The sequence below is a fragment of the Kitasatospora sp. NPDC001664 genome (assembly GCF_053596675.1).
The window spans coordinates 49831-67278 of the sequence record NZ_JBSFGS010000028.1 but is presented as its reverse complement, the minus strand read 5'-3'; the positions used below and the strand labels follow the sequence as shown (position 1 = coordinate 67278).

Here is a 17448-nt window from a genome sequence, read left to right as displayed (position 1 = left end):
TCTCTTGCGCGGTGGTGACCGTGCGGGCCGCACGGTCCGCATCGACCCGCACCGGCCGCTCAGCCGCTCCAGCGGCCGGAGAAGAAGGCCAGGGCGACCACGGTGGACAGCGGGGCGACGACGGTCAGGTAGCCGGTGGTGAACCGCGGCGAGGCGAGGCTGCGCTTGGCCAGCACGATCCAGAGCGGCCACCACAGGAGGGTGGCGCGCGGGACGGACATGTACCAGAAGGAGCTCGCCAGCGCGGCCAGGTTGAGCAGGACGTAGACCGCCTCGGCCCACCGGCGACGGGCCGTCAGCACGGCCAGCAGGAGCAGACCGGCCACCGCCGCGCACAGCTCCAGCTGGAACTCGGCGGCGAAGCTGATGGGCTGCGTGTGGCTGAACGCGCTGTTCCAGGTGTGCTGCCAGGTCTCCCAGGGAGCGTAGAACTCCCTTCCCCAGCCCTTCTGTTGGGCGTGGGTCCAGGCCGACCAGTCCCCGGTGCGGGTGTAGAGGTACCAGTGGAAGTGGGCCACCGGCAGGAACGGGAACAGGAACCACAGGCCCTCGCACCACTGGCGCCACGTCGCCCGTCGGGCCCGGCCCGCCACCACGAACTGCACCAGCAGCGCGGCGACCAGGAAGAGCCCGCTCACCCGGACGGCGGTCGCGAAGGCGGCCAGCAGCGACGCGGCCCCCCAGTCGCCCCGGCGGGCCGCGAGCCAGGCCGGCAGCGCGAAGGCGAGGAAGAGCGACTCCGAGTAGCCGAGCGCCAGGAAGACGGCGCACGGCGAGAGCAGCAGGAGCAGCGCCGCCCGTCGGCCGGCCGCCGCGTCCGCCAGTTCCTGCTCGGCGATGCGCGCCAGGGCCAGAACGGCGACGGCCCCCGCGACGAACGAGACCAGCAGCCCCGCCACGGTCCAGTCCGGCACCACGAAGTGGACCAGGCGCAGGCAGGCCGGGAAGCCGGGGAAGAAGGCCTCCCGGTGGTCCCAGCCGGCCTGCCACGGGCCGGACCGGCCGGGGAAGTAGCCGTCCTTGGCGATGGCGAGGAAGTGCGTCCAGTCCCACCGCTCGAACGGGGTGAGCACTCCGGCCGGGTGCCGCACTCCCCCGTCGGCCGAGAACACCCACCGCGCGCAGTGGGCGAGGGCCCAGAGGCCGATCCGGCTCGCCGCGTAGAGCCAGAGGACGTCACGGTCCCCGGGCCGCAGCCACCGGCTCCGGGTCGCCTCCGGCGACCTGGCGGGGGACGGGATCAGCGCGGTTCGTTCGAGCAGTCCGGTGAGCATCGAGGGCCTTCTGGAGCGGTCGGCAGTGCGCGGCGCCAGCGTACGAACGCCCTCCGCCGATCACGCCGCGCCCCGCGCACGCCCCGCCCACATTCACCTGGGCGCCGCAACCCCTGGGGCGGACGGCGTCACCCGAACGGCCCGGTCCGCACGCGACGACGGGCCGGTGCGTCGGTGACGCACCGGCCCGTGGGAACCCACCGAGGCTCAGACCCGGACGGTGGTCCGCGCCTCGACGGGCAGCCGCTCGGAGTGGGTCAGTTGGTGCACCCCGGCGGCGATGGCGCCGCCGACCAGCGGGGCGAGCAGGAAGAGCCACACCTGGGAGAGCGCCTGCCCCCCGGCGAACAGCGCCGGGCCGAGCGAGCGGGCCGGGTTGACCGAGGTGCCGGTGAGCGGGATGCCGACCAGGTGCACCACGACCAGGGCCAGCCCGATCGGCAGGCCGTCGAAGCCGGTGACGGCGAGCCGGTGGGTCACCGAGAGGACCACGTACACCAGGAGGAAGGTCAGCAGCACCTCGGTGAGGAAGGCACCGAAGAGGTTGATGTGCACCTCGGAGCGGTCGCCCCAGCCGTTGCTGCCGAGCTTGCCGCTGGTCTGCACCCCGGGTATCTGCTTCGCGAGCAGCAGCACCAGCGCGGCGCCCGCGATCCCGCCGAGGAACTGCGCGATCCAGTAGGAGACGGCGGTCCGACCGTCGATCCGGCGGGCCAGCAGGAAGCCGAGGGTGACCGCCGGATTGACGTGGCAGCCCGAGACGGGACCGATGGAGTAGGCCAGGGCGAGCAGTGTGAAGCCGAACGCCAGCGCGATCCCCACCGTTCCGATCCACTGGCCCGCGACCACCGCCGCACCGACCGCGAACAGCACCAGGACCAGCGTTCCGAGGAACTCGCTGATGAGTGCGCGCTTTTCCATCTGTCACTCCCGAGGTGTAGCCGAACCCCCGCCGACCACCCTCTCGGCTCAATCGGGGGCCCGCATCTCGAACGGACCGGGCTCGAACGGGCGAACGAAGCGGCAGTTCCCAGGCTTGAAGGCCGTCTGACCTGCATGGACGTCCCATGACGCGGAAACCTCCCCCGCCGATCGGCGGGGGAGGTTTCCAGCTGGTCGGCGGGGTGGCCGGGGCCGTCAGGACGGCCGCTTGTCGATCTCCAGGTCGGCTTCCGGGCCCCGGACGGTGTTCCCCGGCGGCCCGGCCGGGTTGCTGGTGTTGTTGTCGGGGGCCGGGTCCTCGGTGGTGGCGGTGGCCTTGGCGATGTTGCGGATGTCGGAGCCGTTGCCGACGTACGCCGGGTCGAGCTGGACGGTGAAGACCCAGCGGTGCGAGGTGCCGGAGGCGATGGCCGCCGGTCCGCAGCTGACGACCCGTCCGGAGGCGGTGCAGCCGTCGGCCGAGGAGACGAAGAGCAGCTGGGCGGGGAGCGTGTCGCCGATCGTGACGCCGAGGGCGTCGGAGGGGCCGTTGTCGGTGGCGGTCACGGCGTACTGGAAGGTCTCGCCGGGGGCGATCGGGGTGGTGGTGACGGTCTCCTTTGCTGTGCTGACGTCGGCCTTGGGCGGGCCGGCCTTGTCACCGGGCAAGCCGGAGGTGGAGCTGTCGTTGTCGGTCCTCGGGTCGATGTTGTCGGCGGTGACCTTGGCGCTGTTCTTGATGGTGGTCCCGTCGCCCCGGTACGCGGGGTCGAGCCGGACGGTCAGCACGTACTGCTCGCTCTCGCCGACCTTCAGTGCGGTGGGCCGCTTGCAGGTGACCACCGAGCCGGTCTCGGTGCAGCCGGCCGGGGTGGAGGAGACGTAGCTCAGTTCGGCGGGGAGCTTGTCGGCGAGGGTCACGCCGTACGCGTCCGCCGAGGGGCCGTTGTTGACCACGGTGATCAGGTAGTCGAAGGTCGCGCCGGGGGTCGGTGCCGAGGTGCCGACCGCCTTCTTGGTGACGCCCAGGTCCGCGGTCGGCGGGTTGACCTTGGAGCCGGGCGGGCCGGCCGCGTTGCTGGTGTTGTCGGCAGGCACCGGGTCCTTGGTGGCGGAGGCCACGGTGGCGGTGTTGAGGATGTCCGAGCCGTCCCCCTTGTAGCCGGGGGCGATCTTCACCTTGAGGGTCCAGGTGAGGGAATCCCCCGCCACCAGGGTCGGCTGCGGGCCGCAGTTGACGGTCTGTCCGTTGGCGGTGCAGCCGTCGGGCGAGGAGACGAAGCTCAGCATCGCCGGGAGCTTGTCCGTCGCGGTCACCACGGTGGCGTCGGACGGGCCCTTGTTGGTGGCGGTGATCCGGTAGTCGAAGGTCTCGCCGGGGGCGACGGGGGTGTCGGAGCCCGCCTTCTTCACGGCGCTGAGGTCCGCCGCGGCGCCGCCGAGGCCGCCCGGCAGGTCGGCGGGCTTGCTGGTGTTGTTCCCGGGGACGGGGTCGGCCGCGTCGGACTTGGAGGTGGCGGTGTTCTTCAGGTCGGTGCCGTCGCCCCGGTAGGAGGCGGCCAGCAGGACCTTGATCTTCCAGGCCGTGGCGGCGCCGGCGGCCAGCTTCCTCACCGGCCCGCAGGTCACGTCCTGGCCGGTCGCGGTGCAGCCGTCCGCCGAGGAGACGAAGGTGAGCCCGGTGGGCAGCTTGTCGGTGACCATCGCGTTCGGGGCGTCCGAGGGCCCGTTGTTGGTGGTGGTGATCAGGTACTCGAACTCGGTGCCCGGCACGACCGGCCCGGCGCCCACTCCGGTCTTGGTGGTGGAGAGGTCGGACTTGCGGTCGAACGGACCGTCAGGCCGCACCGGTGCGTTGGTGTTGTTGGTGGTGGCCGGGTCGTGGGCGTCCGAGGCGGTGCTGGCGACGTTGCCGAGGTCCGAGCCGTCGCCCTCGTAGGAGGGGCTCAGCCGGACCACCATGCTCCAGCTCTTGGTCGCGCCGACCGCCAGTTCCGGCGCCGGGCCGCAGGTGACCTTCTGTCCGACCGCGGTGCAGCCGTCGTCGGAGGAGACGAAGGTGATGCCCTCCGGGAGGGTGTCCTTGGCCGTGACGTTCTTGGCCACCGACGGGCCCTTGTTCTTGGTGCTGAGGGTGTAGGTGAAGGTCTCGCCCGGCGCCACGGCCGACGCGGCGGCGGCCGGCCCCAGCGCCAGCAGCGTGCTGAGCACGCCGGCCGTCAGCCGCCGGGGCGGCCACCGGTACGTGGTGGGTCTGGTGGTGTGCATCGGTTCCTGTTCCACGGGTGGGTCAGCGGCGGACGGCCGGTGACGGGTCGTCAGGGGGAGCTCTTGCCGAAGTCCAGGTCCGCCTCCGGGGAACGGACGGTGCCGCCGGGCGGTCCGGCCGGTCTGCTGGTGTTGTTCGGGGTCACGGGGTCGGCGGTGGTCGCGGTGGCCGTCGCGGTGTTGCGGACGTCCGAGCCGTCGCCGCGGTAGCCGGGGTCGAGTCGGACGGTGAAGGTCCACGTCCTGATCGCCCCGGGGGCGAGCGGGTCGGTGCTCGTACAGGTCACGGACTGTCCCGACGAACCGCACCGGTCGGTGGAGGAGACGAACGCCATCGTGCTCGGGAGCAGGTCGAGCGCCTGGAGGCCGACCGCCTGCGAGGGACCGGCGTTGGTGACCGTCACCTTGTAGTCGAAGGTCTCGCCCGGGGCGACCGGGGTGGTGCCGACGGCCTGCTTGGTGATGGACAGGTCCGCCTGGGCGGCCGCCACGCCGCCCGGCGGCCCGGTGGCCGGGCTGGTGTTGTTGGCGGGGACCGGGTCCACGGCGTCCGAGGAGGAGGTCGCGGTGTTGAGGACGTCGCTGCCGTCGCCCGTGTAGGCGGGGTCCAGCCGCACGGTGACGGTCCATGAGACCGCCGCCCCGGAGGCCAGGTTCGCGACGGGGCCGCAGCTGATGCTCCGTCCGTTGGCGGCGCACCCCGGCGAGGAGGAGACGTACACCAGCGGGCTGGGCAGCACGTCCGTCATGGTGGCCCTGGTGGTGTCGGCCGGGCCGCGGTTGGTGGTGGTGATCCGGTAGTCGAAGGTCTGCCCCGGCACGACCGGGCCGGTGCCGAGGGCCGCCTTCCCGGTGGCGATGTCGGCCGGGCCCGCGGTGATCTCCGTGACGGCGGTGGCGGTGTTGTCGGCGGGGTTGAGGTCGGTCCGGTTCGACGGTGCGGTGACGGTGGCGGTGTTGCGCAGGGTGGTCGGGGAAGTCGGGGCCGTGCCGGTGACCGTGTACGTGGCGGTGCCGTTGCGCTTGAGGTCGGCGGTGGTGTCGATCGTGTTGCCGGTGCCGGAGACGGCTCCGCAGGTGCTGCCGGTGGAGGCCACGCAGGTCCAGGACACCGAGGTCAGGCCGGGCACGGTGTCCTGGACCCGGGCGCCGCTGACGTCGTTGGTGCCGTCGTTGGCGGCGGTGACGGTGTAGGTCACCCGGTCGGCTCCGGCTCTCGCGGAACTCGGGGCTCCCGTCTTGGTGATGGAGAGGTTGGCCGGCACGTTGATGGCGAGGTCGGCGACCTCGTGGTTGTTGGTGGCCCCGCCTGTGCCGGCCGAGAAGCCCACCCTGAGCGTGCTGGGGAGCTTCGGCTGGTCGGTGACGGTGTTGATGTCGAAGTCCGTGATCAGCTGGGTCATGGCGGTGTCAGGCCCGCTGTTCGACCAGAGCGAGAGCACCCACTTCGTGCCCTTGGGGAGCAGGGAGAGCCTGATGGTCCGCAGGTTGGCCCGGCTGCCGGTCTCGACCGAACCGCCGGGGCCGTTGGCACTGGTGCCGAAACGGTAGCCGGTGGTCTTGTTGCCGCCGCCACGCAGCACGATCTTGTTCGCGGCCAGGCCGGGGCCGCTGTTGCCGGTCACGTTGGCCGAGAAGTTGCCGAACTCGTCGATGCCGATCCCCAGGAAGGCCCCGGGCACGCCGTTCGTGCTGCACGAGTTCGCCGTGCCGCTGCACGCGTAGCCCAGGGCCCCACCGAGGGCGCCGGTGCCACGGGCGGCCGCGCCGTCGGCGAGGAAGAAGGCCATGCCGTCGCCGCGCTTGTTGTCGTAGCTGGTTCCGCCCCAACTGGCGTACTGGAACTCGGCGATGATGCCCAGGTCGGCGGGGAAGGAGTCGTTCATCAGCCAGGCGCCGGTCTGGCTGGCGCTGGTGTTGGTGAGGCGCATCCAGCCGTTGTCGAAGGTCACCGCGCCGGTGGTGGTGCCGCTGTTGGTGGCGGAGTCGAAGGGTTCCCGGACCGGGAAGGCAACGGTGGCCCGATGCCCTGCGCGGCCCGGCGGCTCGGCGTGACCGGGGGTTCCGGCGACTCCGGCTATCAGTCCGAGGCCGAGGAGGGCGGCGGCCGCGGCCTTGAGAGGGCCTGGCCTGCGCCGTCGCCGGGGCGGGGATGGCTGCACGTGTCCTGCGCCTTCCGTGGGATGGGTCATGACCGCGGTCCGCGTCGGGGCCGCCGGCGGCGGGAGAGCGTCACGAGGGCGGCACCGGCGAGGAGCGCGAGCGACGCGGCCAGCGGCAGACTGGCCGGCAGGTGGCTGCCGGTGTCGGGGAGCGGCTTCGGTGTGGGCGCGGGGGTAGGCGGGGGCGTCGGCACGACGGTGGGACTCGGGTTGGGGCTCGGAGAGGACGTCGGGCTCGGCGTCGGCGTCGGCGGGACCGTGACGGGCAGCGGGCCGCCATCGGGGCCGGTGGTGGCCGGCCGGTTGGAGTTGTTGGCCGGGTCGGGGTCGGGGGTGTCCGAGGTGGCGGTCGCGATGTTGTCCACCGCCACGCCCGTGCCCCGGAACTGCTCCGCCAGCCGCACCGTCAGCTCGAACCGGACCGTCTCACCGGCCGGAAGGGGCCCCGGGGGGCGGCAGGTGACGGTCCGACCGACGGCGCCGCACCCGTCCGGCGCGGAGACCAGGACGAGCGGGGCGGGGAGCGGATCCGTGACGGTCACGCCGCGCGCGTCGGAGGGGCCGTGGTTGCGCACTCCGACCCGGTAGGTGAACACGTCGCCGGGCGAGACCGCCTGCCGTCCGGAGCCGAGGACGGCCCGTTTGGTGGTCTCCAGGTCGGCGCTGCCGCCCAGCGTGGCGGCGTTCCAACTGGCGCTGTCGTTGGTGGAGTTGCGGTCCTCCGGGCTGCTGACGACGGCGCTGCCGCCCGCGAGCGGGGCGTTGGGCGGGGCGGACGGGGCGACGTCGACCGGGAAGTCCACCGCGAACGGACCGTCAGCGGCCCGGCGAAGGCCCGGGGTGACGGTGCAGCGCATCCGGCGGCCGCCCTGCTCGGCCTCGCAGCCGGGAGGGAGCCCGCTGTCCGGCACCCTGGTCCGCTCCGGCATCGTCACCGTGACGGCGGCGGGCTGCCGCCGGGTGGACGGGCCGAGGTTGCTGACGGTGAGCCGGGCGGTGCTGCGCCGGCCGGGCTGGACGGCTGTGGCGGAGGCGACGGTGACGGCGTGGTCCGCGGTCGGCGGGCCCGGCCGGACGGAGCCGTCGAGGTTCGGCAGGCCGGTCAGCGCGGCGGTGTCGTTGGCGGGCACCGGGTCCGCGGTGGCCGAGCTCACGGTGGCCCGGTTGACCACGTCCGCACCGTCGCCCCGGTAGTCCGGATCGAGCCGCACCGTGAGGGCGTAGGTCTTGGGGGTGTCCGGCGCCAGGCGGTCCGCGACCGGGCAGGACAGCTCGGCGCCGTAGGCGTCGGCCGGGCCGGTGCAGCCGTCGGCGGAGGAGACGAAGGCCAGGGCGGGCGGCAGGCGGTCGGCCACCACCACCCGGGCCGCCTCGGAGGGGCCGTGGTTGACCACCGTGAGCAGGTAGTCGAAGGTCTCGCCGGGACCGGCCGGCCCGGTCGCCGCGTGCTTCTTGGTGATCGCCAGGTCCGCCGTCGGCCCGGTGACGGATCCGCCCGGCAGCCCGGCACCCGGCCGGGGCCCGGTGTTGTTGGCCGGGCGCGGGTCGGGGGTGCCGGCGGCCACGCTCCCCTGGTTGGCGATCTCCTCCCCGGTCCCGGAGTACGCCGGGTCCAGCCGGACCAGGATGACCCACGAGGCGGTGGTGCCCGGCACCACCAGGGGTCGCGGGCCACAGGTGACCTTCTGCCCGCGGGCGGCACAGCCGTCCTCGGAGGAGACGAACAGCAGTGGCCGGGGGAGGTTGTCCGTCACCACCACGTCGCGGGCCGCCGAGGGGCCGTGGTTGACCACCGTGATGGTGTAGCGGAAGGTCTCCCCCGGGGCGACGCGGGCGGTCGGCGGCCTGCCCCAGGACTGCAACCGGGCCTGCGGCACACCGTCCGGGAGGTGACCCCCGGCGTCCGGGACGGGCGAAGGAGCGGGGCACTGCGGGGAGCTGACGGAGAGTCCGGGCTCCGGTGAGCCGTCCCCGGGCGGTACCGCCCGGGTCACCGTCACCTCCCGGCCCGGCGGGAGGTCCCCCTGCCAGACCGGCTCGCCGGGCCCGGACCGGACCGCGAGCCCGGAGCGCGGGGCGGCACCGCCGTTCGCCAGGGAGAGGAGCAGCGGACCGTCCGGCTCCGACGTCCGGCTCCGACGGCTCGTCAGCCCGTCGGCCCCGTCCGTACAGCCGCCCTCCCCCGCGACGGCCGGCCCGCCCGTCGCGGTGCCGAGCACGGCCAGGGCCAGCAAGGCGGGCAGGAAGCGGCGGGCCCGCCTCGTCCGCGCGCGGCGCCGAGCCGTCCTCGGCACCTCCGGTTCCGTCACGTGTCTTCTCCAGCCGACAGGTCCCTCTCAATGCTCCGTCAGTACCCGGTCAAATACGGCGATATGACTATTCATCGGGCCGTCACCGGACTGGGTGCATTCCCGGACCCCGACGGCCCTTCCCTCCGGGGCGGCCGCCGCCGGGGCCGCCGGGGCCCGTTCGGCCGTGCCCGGGTCACCCGGTCGAGGGAGGCCCAGAGCGCTGCTCCCCCGCCGGTCCACCGCGCTCTGTCTCCTTGGGACGGGTGAACTCCCCTTCGACGAACGGTCCGCGCGGCGGCCGTGCCGCGCGTCTGGCCGCGGCCGTGGTCCTCGGCACCGTGGCCGCCTTCTGCTGCGGCACCGCCCACGCCCGCCCGCTCCCGGACCCCACGCCGTCCGCCTCCGCCGTCCGCCCCACCGAGGAATTCGTCCCGGCCCTCGGTCCGCTCGGCCCCGACGGCCAGCCCGCCGAAGTGGCCGCCCCCGGCCCGGCACCGTCCGTCGAGACCCTGCGCGACTGGGTGGCCACGGCTCAGGGCATCGAGCTGGCCGAGGGCCGGCTCCCCGCCCTGCGGGCCGAGTCCGAGCGCCTCGCCCGCACCGCCACCGCCAGCGAGGCACTGGCGGACGCCGGCCGGATCCGGCAGGAGATGCTGGGTGACCTGCTGAGCGCGCTGGCCCGGGCCCAGTACACCGGCGGAGGGCTGACCAGGCTGGCCACCTTCCTCAACTCCACGCCCGCCCAGAGCCTGGAGCGCTGGCGGGACGACCAGCTCGGCGCCGCCGCCCTGGCCCACCGCTACCGGGAGGCCGAGGAGGTGTACCAGGCCCGTGCCCAGGAGGCCGGCCTCGCCCGGGCGGCGGCCACCACCGGAGCCGCCGAGGTCGACAGGGCCGGGGCCCTGCGCGACGAATTGACCAGCCGTCAGGGGCGGCTGCGCTCCGACCTCGCCGACCGCTTCGGCGACGGCAGCTGGAAGCCCGGCCCGTACGACGCCGCCGCGCTCCCGGACGAGCGGCCGGACGCCACCGCCCAGCAGGCGGTCGCCTACGCACTGAGCAAGATCGGCAGCCCGTACGTCTGGGGGGCGGTCGGGCCGGGCGAGTTCGACTGCTCCGGCCTGACCTCACAGGCCTGGGCCGCCGCCGGGACCACGATCCCGCGCACCAGCCAGGAGCAGTGGGCCCACCTTCCCCGGGTGCCCGAGCACACCCCGCTGCGGCCGGGCGACCTGGTGATCTACTTCGCGGACGCCACCCACGTCGGCCTCTACGTCGGCGACGGTCTGGTGGTCCACGCACCCCGGCCCGGGACGGTCGTCCGCCTCACCTCGCTGCACCGGATGCCGGTGGCCGGGGTGGTGCGCCCAGCCTCGACGCCGGACGGGCAGCCGGCCGGCCGGCCCGTCGCGGAGCCGGTCCTCGGCTGACGGTCACTCCACGAGCGCTTCCGGCTCGCGCGGGCGCGCGCCGACGTGAGACCAATGGCTGATGTCCCTCACGCGCCTGGCCCGAGCAGCGGCACCTCTCCGGCTGCCGCTGCTCGTCCTGGCCGTCATCGCGGGGACGGACGTCGTCACGGGGCGGGACACGGTCTTCTACCCGTTCCTGATCCTCTGCCCCGCGCTCGCCGCGCTCACCGCGACACCCCGTGGCGTGGTGGTGGTCGGCGCCGTCTGCCTGCCCGTGCGCCTGATCCTGTACCGGTACGACCACCCCAACGAGCTGATCACCTCGACGGTCTTCGTGGTCAACACGGTGGTGTTCCTGGTGGCGATCGCCCTGTGTGCCTACCAGGCGCAGGTGCGCCTGCGCCGCGAGACCACGCTGGCCCACGTGACCTCGGTCGCGCTCGCCGCCCAGGAGGTCCTGCTGCCGACGCTGCCGGGCACGGTCGGCTCGGTGCGCATCGGGATGCGGTACTTCGCGGCGGCGGCCGAGGCCAGGATCGGCGGCGACCTGTACGCCGCGGTGGACACCCCGTTCGGCACCCGGATCCTGATCGGGGACGTCTGCGGCAAGGGGCTCGGGGCGGTGCGGACCGCTTCGATCGTGCTGAACGCCTTCCGCGAGGCGGCGGTGGACCACGCCCAGCTGGAGACGGTGGCCGACCGGGTCGACGTGAACGTCACGCGGTTCGGCGAGGGCGGCGAGTTCGTCACCGCCCTGCTCGTCGAGGTCCACGACGACCACCTGGTCCTGCTGCACCGCGGGCACGTGGCGCCGATCGTGGTCGGGCCCACAGGGGTGCGCGACCTGGAGCCGCCCGAGCCCGGCACACCACTCGGGCTCGGTCTGCCGGGCGACGACGGGAAGGCCTGGTCAGTGCCCTTCCGGCCGGGCGAGGTCCTGGTCCTGGTCACCGACGGCGTCCTGGAGGCGCGCAACGCCGAGGGCGAGTTCTATCCGCTGCACGACCGGCTCGCGGTGCTCCTCACCCCGTCACCACCCGAGCTTGCGTGGGGGACGGCGGACCTGGAGCGGGCGGTCGACCGCATCGGCGCCGACCTGCTCGGGCACGCGCACGGGAAGGCCCGGGACGACGACGCCGTCGTCATGCTGGTGACCCGCGGCGGCCGGGACTGACGGGCGGCGGCGGGCGGCGCCGAGCACGAAGACGTCCGGGGCCCGGTCGAGCACGCCGCCCGAGGGGTCGTCCGCGCCGTCGCGGCGGACCGGGTCGAGCTCGGGGCGCAGCACGTCGCGGACCACCATCACGCACAGGTAGAGCGTGCCGAGCAGGTGGACGCAGATCGCGGCCTGGTACCAGTCCTGGTCGATGCCCCACACCTTGGAGTCGATGGCCCGGGCCAGGTAGGACCAGATGCCGAGGAAGTAGAGCACCTCGCAGGCCTGCCAGATCAGGAAGTCCCGCCGGCGCGGGCGGGCCAGCGCGGCGAGCGGGATCAGCCAGAGCACGTACTGCGGCGAGTAGACCTTGTTGGTCAGGATGAACGCGGCCACGATCAGGAACGCCAGCTGGGCGAAGCGCGGGCGGCGCCGGGCGGAGAGCGCCAGCCGGCAGATCCCCAGGCAGGCGGCGATCAGCAGGCCGGCGACCCAGGTGTTGAGGCTCTCCAGCTGGGCGTTCCGCTCCTGCATCAGGATCAGCCAGAACGAACCGAAGTCCTCCTTGCGGGCCTGGCTGAAGGTGTAGAAGGTGGCCCAGCCCTCGGAACTCGCGTACATCACTGGGAAGTTGACGAACAACCAGCCGGCCGCCGCACCGGCCAGCGCCTGCCGGAAGTCACGCCACTTTCCGGCCCGCCAGCAGAGCAGCAGCAGCGGGCCGAGCAGCAGGAAGGGGTAGAACTTGGCCGCGGTGGCCAGACCGATGAACACCCCGGCCGCCCCCGGCCGTTCGGCGGACCAGTACGCCATCGCGACGGCGGCCAGCGCCACCGCCAGCAGGTCCCAGTTGATGGTGAGGTCGAGCGCCAGCGCCGGGGCCAGGGCGAACAGCAGGGCGTCCCGGCGGCCGCGGTGGGCCCGGAGCAGGGCCACCACGGTCACCACCGCGCAGAGGGTCAGCATCCCGGAGTTGACCAGCCAGAACCACTGCTCCCGGGCCCTGGTCTCCCCGCTGGCCGGTGTCAGCCAGGCCGCCACCTGCATGAACAGGCCGGTCAGCACCGGGTACTCCAGGAACTGCATGTTCGGCGTGGGGTTCGGCAGACGGTCCAGGTACGGGTGGAGGCCCGCCGCCAGCCCCCGCCAGCTGTACAGGTGCGGGATGTCGCTGTAGCAGGCGTGGGTGTACTGGTCCGCCGCGCCGAAGAACCAGTCCCGCCGGTAGCAGGGCAGTTTCTGCAGGATGCCGAGCAGGCAGGTTCCGAGCACCAGCAGGACCGGCAGCCGTGCCGGGGCCCAGGGGCGGACGGCCGCCGGCGGGGGCGGGTCGGTCGGGGAGTCGGAGCGGGAGGGCAGCCCGGACGTGTCGATCCGGTCACTCTGTGTCATGGCCCCATGGTGCTCCACTCCCCCACCCGCCCCGGGCCCAGGCCGACGGCTCCACGGCCGCTACCACCCCGATGGACCACTGGGGGTGCGGCCCGGGCACACCTCAGTGCAGGTAGTCGGCCGCCAGGGCCGCGATGCGGGCCGAGGCGCGTCCGTCGCCGTACGGGCTCGGGACGGAGGCCAGCCGGGCCGGCAGTCCGGTGTCGCCGATGAGGGCGTGGGCGAGGCGGGAGATCTCCGGGCCGGGCGCGACCAGGTGGGCGAAGCCGGCGGTGATGGACTCCGGGCGCTCGGTGGAGTTGCGGACCACGATGAGCGGCTTCTTCAGCACGGTCGTCTCCTCCTGGAGGCCGCCGGAGTCGGAGATGAGCAGCCGCGCGGAGCTCGCCAGCGCCAGGTAGGTGCGGTGGTCGAGCGGACCGGTCGGGCTGAGGCGGTCGAAGTCCGCCTGGAGGCCGTGGCGGGCGGCGGCGGCCCGGGTCCGCGGATGCGCCGCGAAGAGCACCGGGAGCGGGAGCTTGGCGAACTGGGTGAGGATCGCCGAGAGCCGTCCGGCGTCGTCGGTGTTCTCCGGCCGGTGGATGGTGGCCAGCACGAACCGGCCGTGGTCCAGGCCGTACCGGGCCAGCAGCTCGGCACGCTGGGCGGCCCCGGGGACGGCGGACCAGGTGGCCTCGACGATGGTGTTGCCGGTCACCACCACGCGGGTCGGGTCCACGCCCTCGTTGAGGAGGTTCTCCCGGTCCTGCCGGGTGGGCGCGCAGTGCCAGTCGGCCAGCACCCCCACCATCATCCGGTTGATCTCCTCGGGCATCGCACGGTCCCGCGAGCGCAGGCCCGCTTCGACGTGGATCACCGGGATGCCCGCGTACTGCGCGGCCTGCGCTGCGGCGGCCGCGGTGTTGGTGTCGCCCTGGACGATCACCGCCGCGGCGGGCCGGCGGTCGAAGTGCTCGCCGAGGCCGTCGATGATCCGGGAGAACTGCCGGGACCTCGACTGGCCGCCGACGCCTTCCAGCTCGACTTCCGGAGCGGCCAGGCCGTTCAGGAAGGAGCCGGACATGTCGTGGTCGTAGTGCTGACCGGTGTTGACGAGGTACCCCTGCGCACCCAGGAGCTCGACGATGTGGGAGACCTTGACGATCTCGGGCCGGGTACCGACGACCACGGCGACACGCGGAGAGCAGATGGCGGCCATGGACGGCCTTCCTTTCGGGCGGGAGGTGAGGGAGGGTCCGGTGCACGGGCGGGACCGGACCGCGGCCGCGGACGGAGCTTTCGTTCGGCTCCGTCCGCGGCCGCGTGGCACTTCCCCGGGCCGGGGTCGTCCCGGCCCGGGCGGGGTCGGGCCGGGGCTCAGCCCTGGCTGTCGTTCCCCTTGGTGACGAGGGAGCCGAACTGCTCCGGGCCCACCGCGTTACCGAACGCGGGGGTGCGGAACTCCACCGTCGCGTTGGCCGGGAGCTTGCCGCCGTCCTGCGTGGAGCGCGAGAGCGGCGGGCGGGCGGTGACCGAGCCCTTCGTGGTGAACACCAGCGTGGACTTGTCGACACCGGCCGGGAGACCGGTCCAGCCGTCCGGGGCGATCTCCATGGAGAGCTTGTACTTCGTGTTGGGCTTCACCCAGAAGTCCCACCGACCCTGGGCGTCGGTGTTCTTCACCGCGATCGGCTCGTCCTTGGCGTCGTACAGCACCAGCTCGACGTTGCCCAGCGGGGGCTCCGAGGGCTGCTGGATGCCGTCCTTGTTGGTGTCGAACCAGACCCGGTTGCCGATCTGCAGCGGCAGGATGGCCGGCACCGGGATGTCCCGCGGCTGCAGCAGCGCCAGGTCGCCCATGCCGTTGGCCTTGCCGAAGGTGGACGTGCGCCAGGTGAGGATCGGGTACGGCTGGTAGCCCGTGTTCGGCGCCTTGCCGGTCGTGTTGTTGAACCACCGGACACCACCGGTGTAGGCATTGGCGTCGCTGGTGGCCAGGGGGTCGGTGGCCGTGCTCACCACCTTGTCGTTGAAGGAGTCGTACGCCAGACCGCCCTGCGGGATGTGGTTGGTGGTGTAGGCGTAGGAGTCGCTGAAGAAGCCGTCGCTCGGGTTGACGTTCGGCCGACCGAGCCTGTCGTAGTACGGCCTGCGGCTGCCCTCCATCGTCGTGGACGGGTTGTCGACCGTGCCGGGGCACGCCTTGTTCGAGCCGTCGTCCCAGACGTAGGAGCCGTTGACCAGGCAGGCCTTGCGCAGGTCACCACCGGTGCCGCCCATGTCGGCGAGCGAGAACGGCGCGTCGACCGGGCCGTAGTCGTTGTTGCCGAGCTGGTCGCCGAACCGGTCACGGAGGGCGATGATCATGTTGCCGGACTTGTCGAACTCGATCTCGGACAGGATCGGCTGCGCGTAGTTGTTCCACGTGCTCTTGCCGAACCAGGTGGCGGTGCCGTCCGGCAGCCACGGGTTCCAGTGGGTCTTGTTGGTCCCGCCCACGCACACCGTGCAGATGTCCGCCCGGTTGTAGTCCAGCGGCTGGCTGAGCACCGGCGTCGGGTCGAACGCCTTGGTCGCCGGGTCGTAGCGGAGCACGACCGCCTTCAGCCCCGCCCGGGAGGCAGGGGTCGCAGCGGCCGTAGTGCCGGAGAAGAGCGACTCCGCCGAGCAGACGCCTCCGACGTAGACCTTGCCGTCGCTCGGGTTGATGCCGACGCCCCAGGGGCGCCAGTCGTTGGCGTCGGTGCACTGGTTGGGGATCGCGACGTTGGAGCTCGGGGTGGCCGGGGCCGGCTGCGGGTTCGGAGCCGCGGCCACCGTGGCACCGGAGACGTCGAGCGTGAAGAGCTCCTTGGTGTTGAGGTTGACCCCGTACATCGTCTTCTCGTCCGGGGTGAGCTCCAGGGCGCCGAGGCCCTCCTTGCTCGTCTTGTTCCAGACCGCGAGCGAATCGCGGTAGAAGGGGTAGTTCGCGTCCCCGGCGGCCGGGAACCGGTGCGTGGTGCTCCCCGCGTTCGGCACGGTGGCGATCTGCGCCGACCTCTTGGTCACCGGGTCGGTGGCGTAGATCGCACCGGAGCCGCCCGGCCCGTAGAAGGTCGAGCGCCGCAGGAACGCACCCGTCATGTAGAGCTTCTTGGTGTCGCTCCACACCACGCCCCAGGTGGCACCGATCTCGGGCATCGTGGCGATCACGTTGGGCGAGGCCTCGATGCCGGTCGCGTCGGGGGCCCAGGTGATCAGCGCCGGCATGTCGCTGGTGGCCACACCGGGCGTGGGCTTCACCGTCGATCCGAGGTAGATCGGTGCGGCGAGCTGCGTGGGCGCCTTCGGCTTCGGGTTCGGCGCGACGGCGTCCGGCTGGACCACCCCGATGGTCAGGGAGGCGTTCTTGCCGCCGGAGACGTCGACGAACTCGACCGAGGAGGAGAGCGGCGTACCGGTCTGGTCGCCGTCGGGCAACTCGTCGGGCACCGGCGTCTTCCGGGGCCCGTAGGCGGGGGCGTACCACCACGGCGCGGCCGGCTCCAGCATCTCCACGCGGTACTTGCCGGTGGTCAGCGTGGCCATCGTGGCGGCGGTGAAGGTCGCCACGCCGTTGGCGTCGGTGGTGCCGGTGACCTTGGTGTTGGTGTCGTCCGTGACCGTGATGGTCTGGCCGGCCACGCCGGGCTTGCCGGCCCGGAAGGTACCGCTGGAGTCGGTGTCGTGGATCACCGTGACGGTGATGGTGCCGTCGCCCGCGGCGGCGACGGCGGTGGTGACGGGGACCAACAGGCCGCCGGTGGTGGCCAGGATGGCGGCCAGGGTTCCGGCCCGCACGCGGCCGGTGGCCCTACGGGTGTTGCTCACTGCGTCGGTCTCCTCACGTCTGCTCGGTGTCTCGGGCTGTCGTCGGTGGTGTTCACGCCGCCTGCCTCGCCGGGAGCCAGGCGGTGGACTCCTTGGAGCGCCGCCACAGGACGAAGCCGGTGCCGAGGCCGACGACGGCGAGCGAGCCGGTGAAGGTCGCCACCGGGCCGTCCCCGAGCAGCGGGAAGGCCGGCGAGGGGTAGATGCCGATGTCGTACCGGTGGTCGTTGCGGCCGGGGCCACCGGTCTGGATGGGGACGTTGCCGTTCTGGTCCGCGTTGCTGTCCACCGAGATCCCGGCGATGCCGGGGCCGGTGGTCTCCGCGCGGAGCTGCGAAGCGGCAGCGGCCATCACGTAGTTGAGGGTGGTGGGTTCGAGGGCTTCCGCCCGGTACCGGTCTGACGCGACGTCATCGACCGGACGGAACATGGCGGGTGAGAGTGTCTCGACCGCCTGGTGCAGGACGGCAGGCGCGGTCACCAGCACGGCTGCGGCCCCGACAATGGGCCAGCAGATCACCGTGAAGCCGGTCACCGCGCGCCGCCACCGAGGGGATCTCGATCGGTACGCAGCAAAACGCACGTTAATGTCCTCCGAGTCTCGCGTGGACTGTGCCACCAGAAAGCCGTCGGTCGTCCGCAGGCGGACGAAGCGACCGGCGCACAGGGGCATTCGACACCCGGAAGTGCCTCCACCTGACCCGCGCGCGCCCACTGCACGCGGAGATTCACCGGTATGCC

At 73.0% G+C, this 17448-nt stretch carries 10 protein-coding genes and 1 pseudogene; 2 read left to right on the top strand and 9 right to left on the bottom strand.

Features of this window, described 5'->3' with window-relative positions:
• Positions 1-59: 59 nt before the first annotated feature.
• The 5 genes from ACWCYY_RS31795 to ACWCYY_RS31775 all read right to left on the bottom strand — a co-directional run bounded on the left by ACWCYY_RS31795 (position 60) and on the right by ACWCYY_RS31775 (position 8934).
• Positions 60-1274 (bottom strand): mannosyltransferase family protein, encoded by a 1215-nt coding sequence (locus ACWCYY_RS31795; RefSeq protein WP_449798001.1) that lies wholly within the window; start codon positions 1272-1274, stop codon positions 60-62.
• Between the two features lie 207 nt (positions 1275-1481).
• A complete protein-coding gene (locus ACWCYY_RS31790; protein ID WP_345289912.1) occupies positions 1482-2195 on the bottom strand; it encodes an MIP family channel protein in 714 nt (237 codons plus the stop codon).
• A 216-nt stretch (positions 2196-2411) separates the two neighbouring features.
• A complete protein-coding gene (locus tag ACWCYY_RS31785) occupies positions 2412-4463 on the bottom strand; it encodes a DUF11 domain-containing protein (RefSeq protein ID WP_449798000.1) in 2052 nt (683 codons plus the stop codon).
• A 50-nt stretch (positions 4464-4513) separates the two neighbouring features.
• The gene (locus ACWCYY_RS31780; RefSeq protein WP_449797999.1) at positions 4514-6415 is read right to left on the bottom strand and encodes a hypothetical protein; all 1902 of its coding nucleotides are present in this window, start codon (positions 6413-6415) and stop codon (positions 4514-4516) included.
• A gap of 236 nt (positions 6416-6651) precedes the next feature.
• The gene (locus ACWCYY_RS31775) at positions 6652-8934 is read right to left on the bottom strand and encodes a hypothetical protein (RefSeq protein ID WP_449797998.1); all 2283 of its coding nucleotides are present in this window, start codon (positions 8932-8934) and stop codon (positions 6652-6654) included.
• A 245-nt stretch (positions 8935-9179) separates the two neighbouring features.
• Here ACWCYY_RS31775 and ACWCYY_RS31770 point away from each other — a divergent pair, with 245 nt between their 5' ends.
• Together ACWCYY_RS31770 and ACWCYY_RS31765 are read left to right on the top strand one after the other, a co-directional pair.
• A complete protein-coding gene (locus ACWCYY_RS31770) occupies positions 9180-10346 on the top strand; it encodes a C40 family peptidase (protein WP_449797997.1) in 1167 nt (388 codons plus the stop codon).
• A 61-nt stretch (positions 10347-10407) separates the two neighbouring features.
• Positions 10408-11418 (top strand): annotated as a pseudogene (locus ACWCYY_RS31765) (PP2C family protein-serine/threonine phosphatase); the annotation flags it as partial.
• Here the strand turns inward: ACWCYY_RS31765 and ACWCYY_RS31760 are convergent.
• The 4 genes from ACWCYY_RS31760 to ACWCYY_RS31745 all read right to left on the bottom strand — a co-directional run bounded on the left by ACWCYY_RS31760 (position 11359) and on the right by ACWCYY_RS31745 (position 17137).
• Positions 11359-12876 carry a glycosyltransferase family 87 protein gene (locus ACWCYY_RS31760; protein WP_449797996.1) on the bottom strand — a complete coding sequence of 506 codons (1518 nt, stop codon included), beginning with the start codon at positions 12874-12876 and terminating at the stop codon, positions 11359-11361. The pseudogene ACWCYY_RS31765 and the gene ACWCYY_RS31760 sit on opposite strands and share 60 nt — an antisense overlap.
• A gap of 103 nt (positions 12877-12979) precedes the next feature.
• Positions 12980-14074: a non-hydrolyzing UDP-N-acetylglucosamine 2-epimerase gene (gene wecB / locus ACWCYY_RS31755; protein WP_380150405.1), complete on the bottom strand. Its 1095-nt coding sequence runs from the start codon at positions 14072-14074 to the stop codon at positions 12980-12982.
• A gap of 158 nt (positions 14075-14232) precedes the next feature.
• Positions 14233-16707: an SdrD B-like domain-containing protein gene (locus tag ACWCYY_RS31750; protein WP_449797995.1), complete on the bottom strand. Its 2475-nt coding sequence runs from the start codon at positions 16705-16707 to the stop codon at positions 14233-14235.
• Between the two features lie 52 nt (positions 16708-16759).
• A complete protein-coding gene (locus ACWCYY_RS31745; protein WP_449797994.1) occupies positions 16760-17137 on the bottom strand; it encodes a hypothetical protein in 378 nt (125 codons plus the stop codon).
• Between the last annotated feature and the right edge of the window lie 311 nt (positions 17138-17448).

What these genes read in the sequence shown, in the direction of transcription:
- ACWCYY_RS31795 (WP_449798001.1), bottom strand. Translation starts at nt 1,274, where the DNA reads ATGCTCACCGGACTGCTCGAACGAACCGCGCTGATCCCGTCCCCCGCC.
- ACWCYY_RS31790 (WP_345289912.1), bottom strand. Translation starts at nt 2,195, where the DNA reads ATGGAAAAGCGCGCACTCATCAGCGAGTTCCTCGGAACGCTGGTCCTG.
- ACWCYY_RS31785 (WP_449798000.1), bottom strand. Translation starts at nt 4,463, where the DNA reads ATGCACACCACCAGACCCACCACGTACCGGTGGCCGCCCCGGCGGCTG.
- ACWCYY_RS31760 (WP_449797996.1), bottom strand. Translation starts at nt 12,876, where the DNA reads ATGACACAGAGTGACCGGATCGACACGTCCGGGCTGCCCTCCCGCTCC.
- wecB (WP_380150405.1), bottom strand. Translation starts at nt 14,074, where the DNA reads ATGGCCGCCATCTGCTCTCCGCGTGTCGCCGTGGTCGTCGGTACCCGG.
- ACWCYY_RS31745 (WP_449797994.1), bottom strand. Translation starts at nt 17,137, where the DNA reads ATGTTCCGTCCGGTCGATGACGTCGCGTCAGACCGGTACCGGGCGGAA.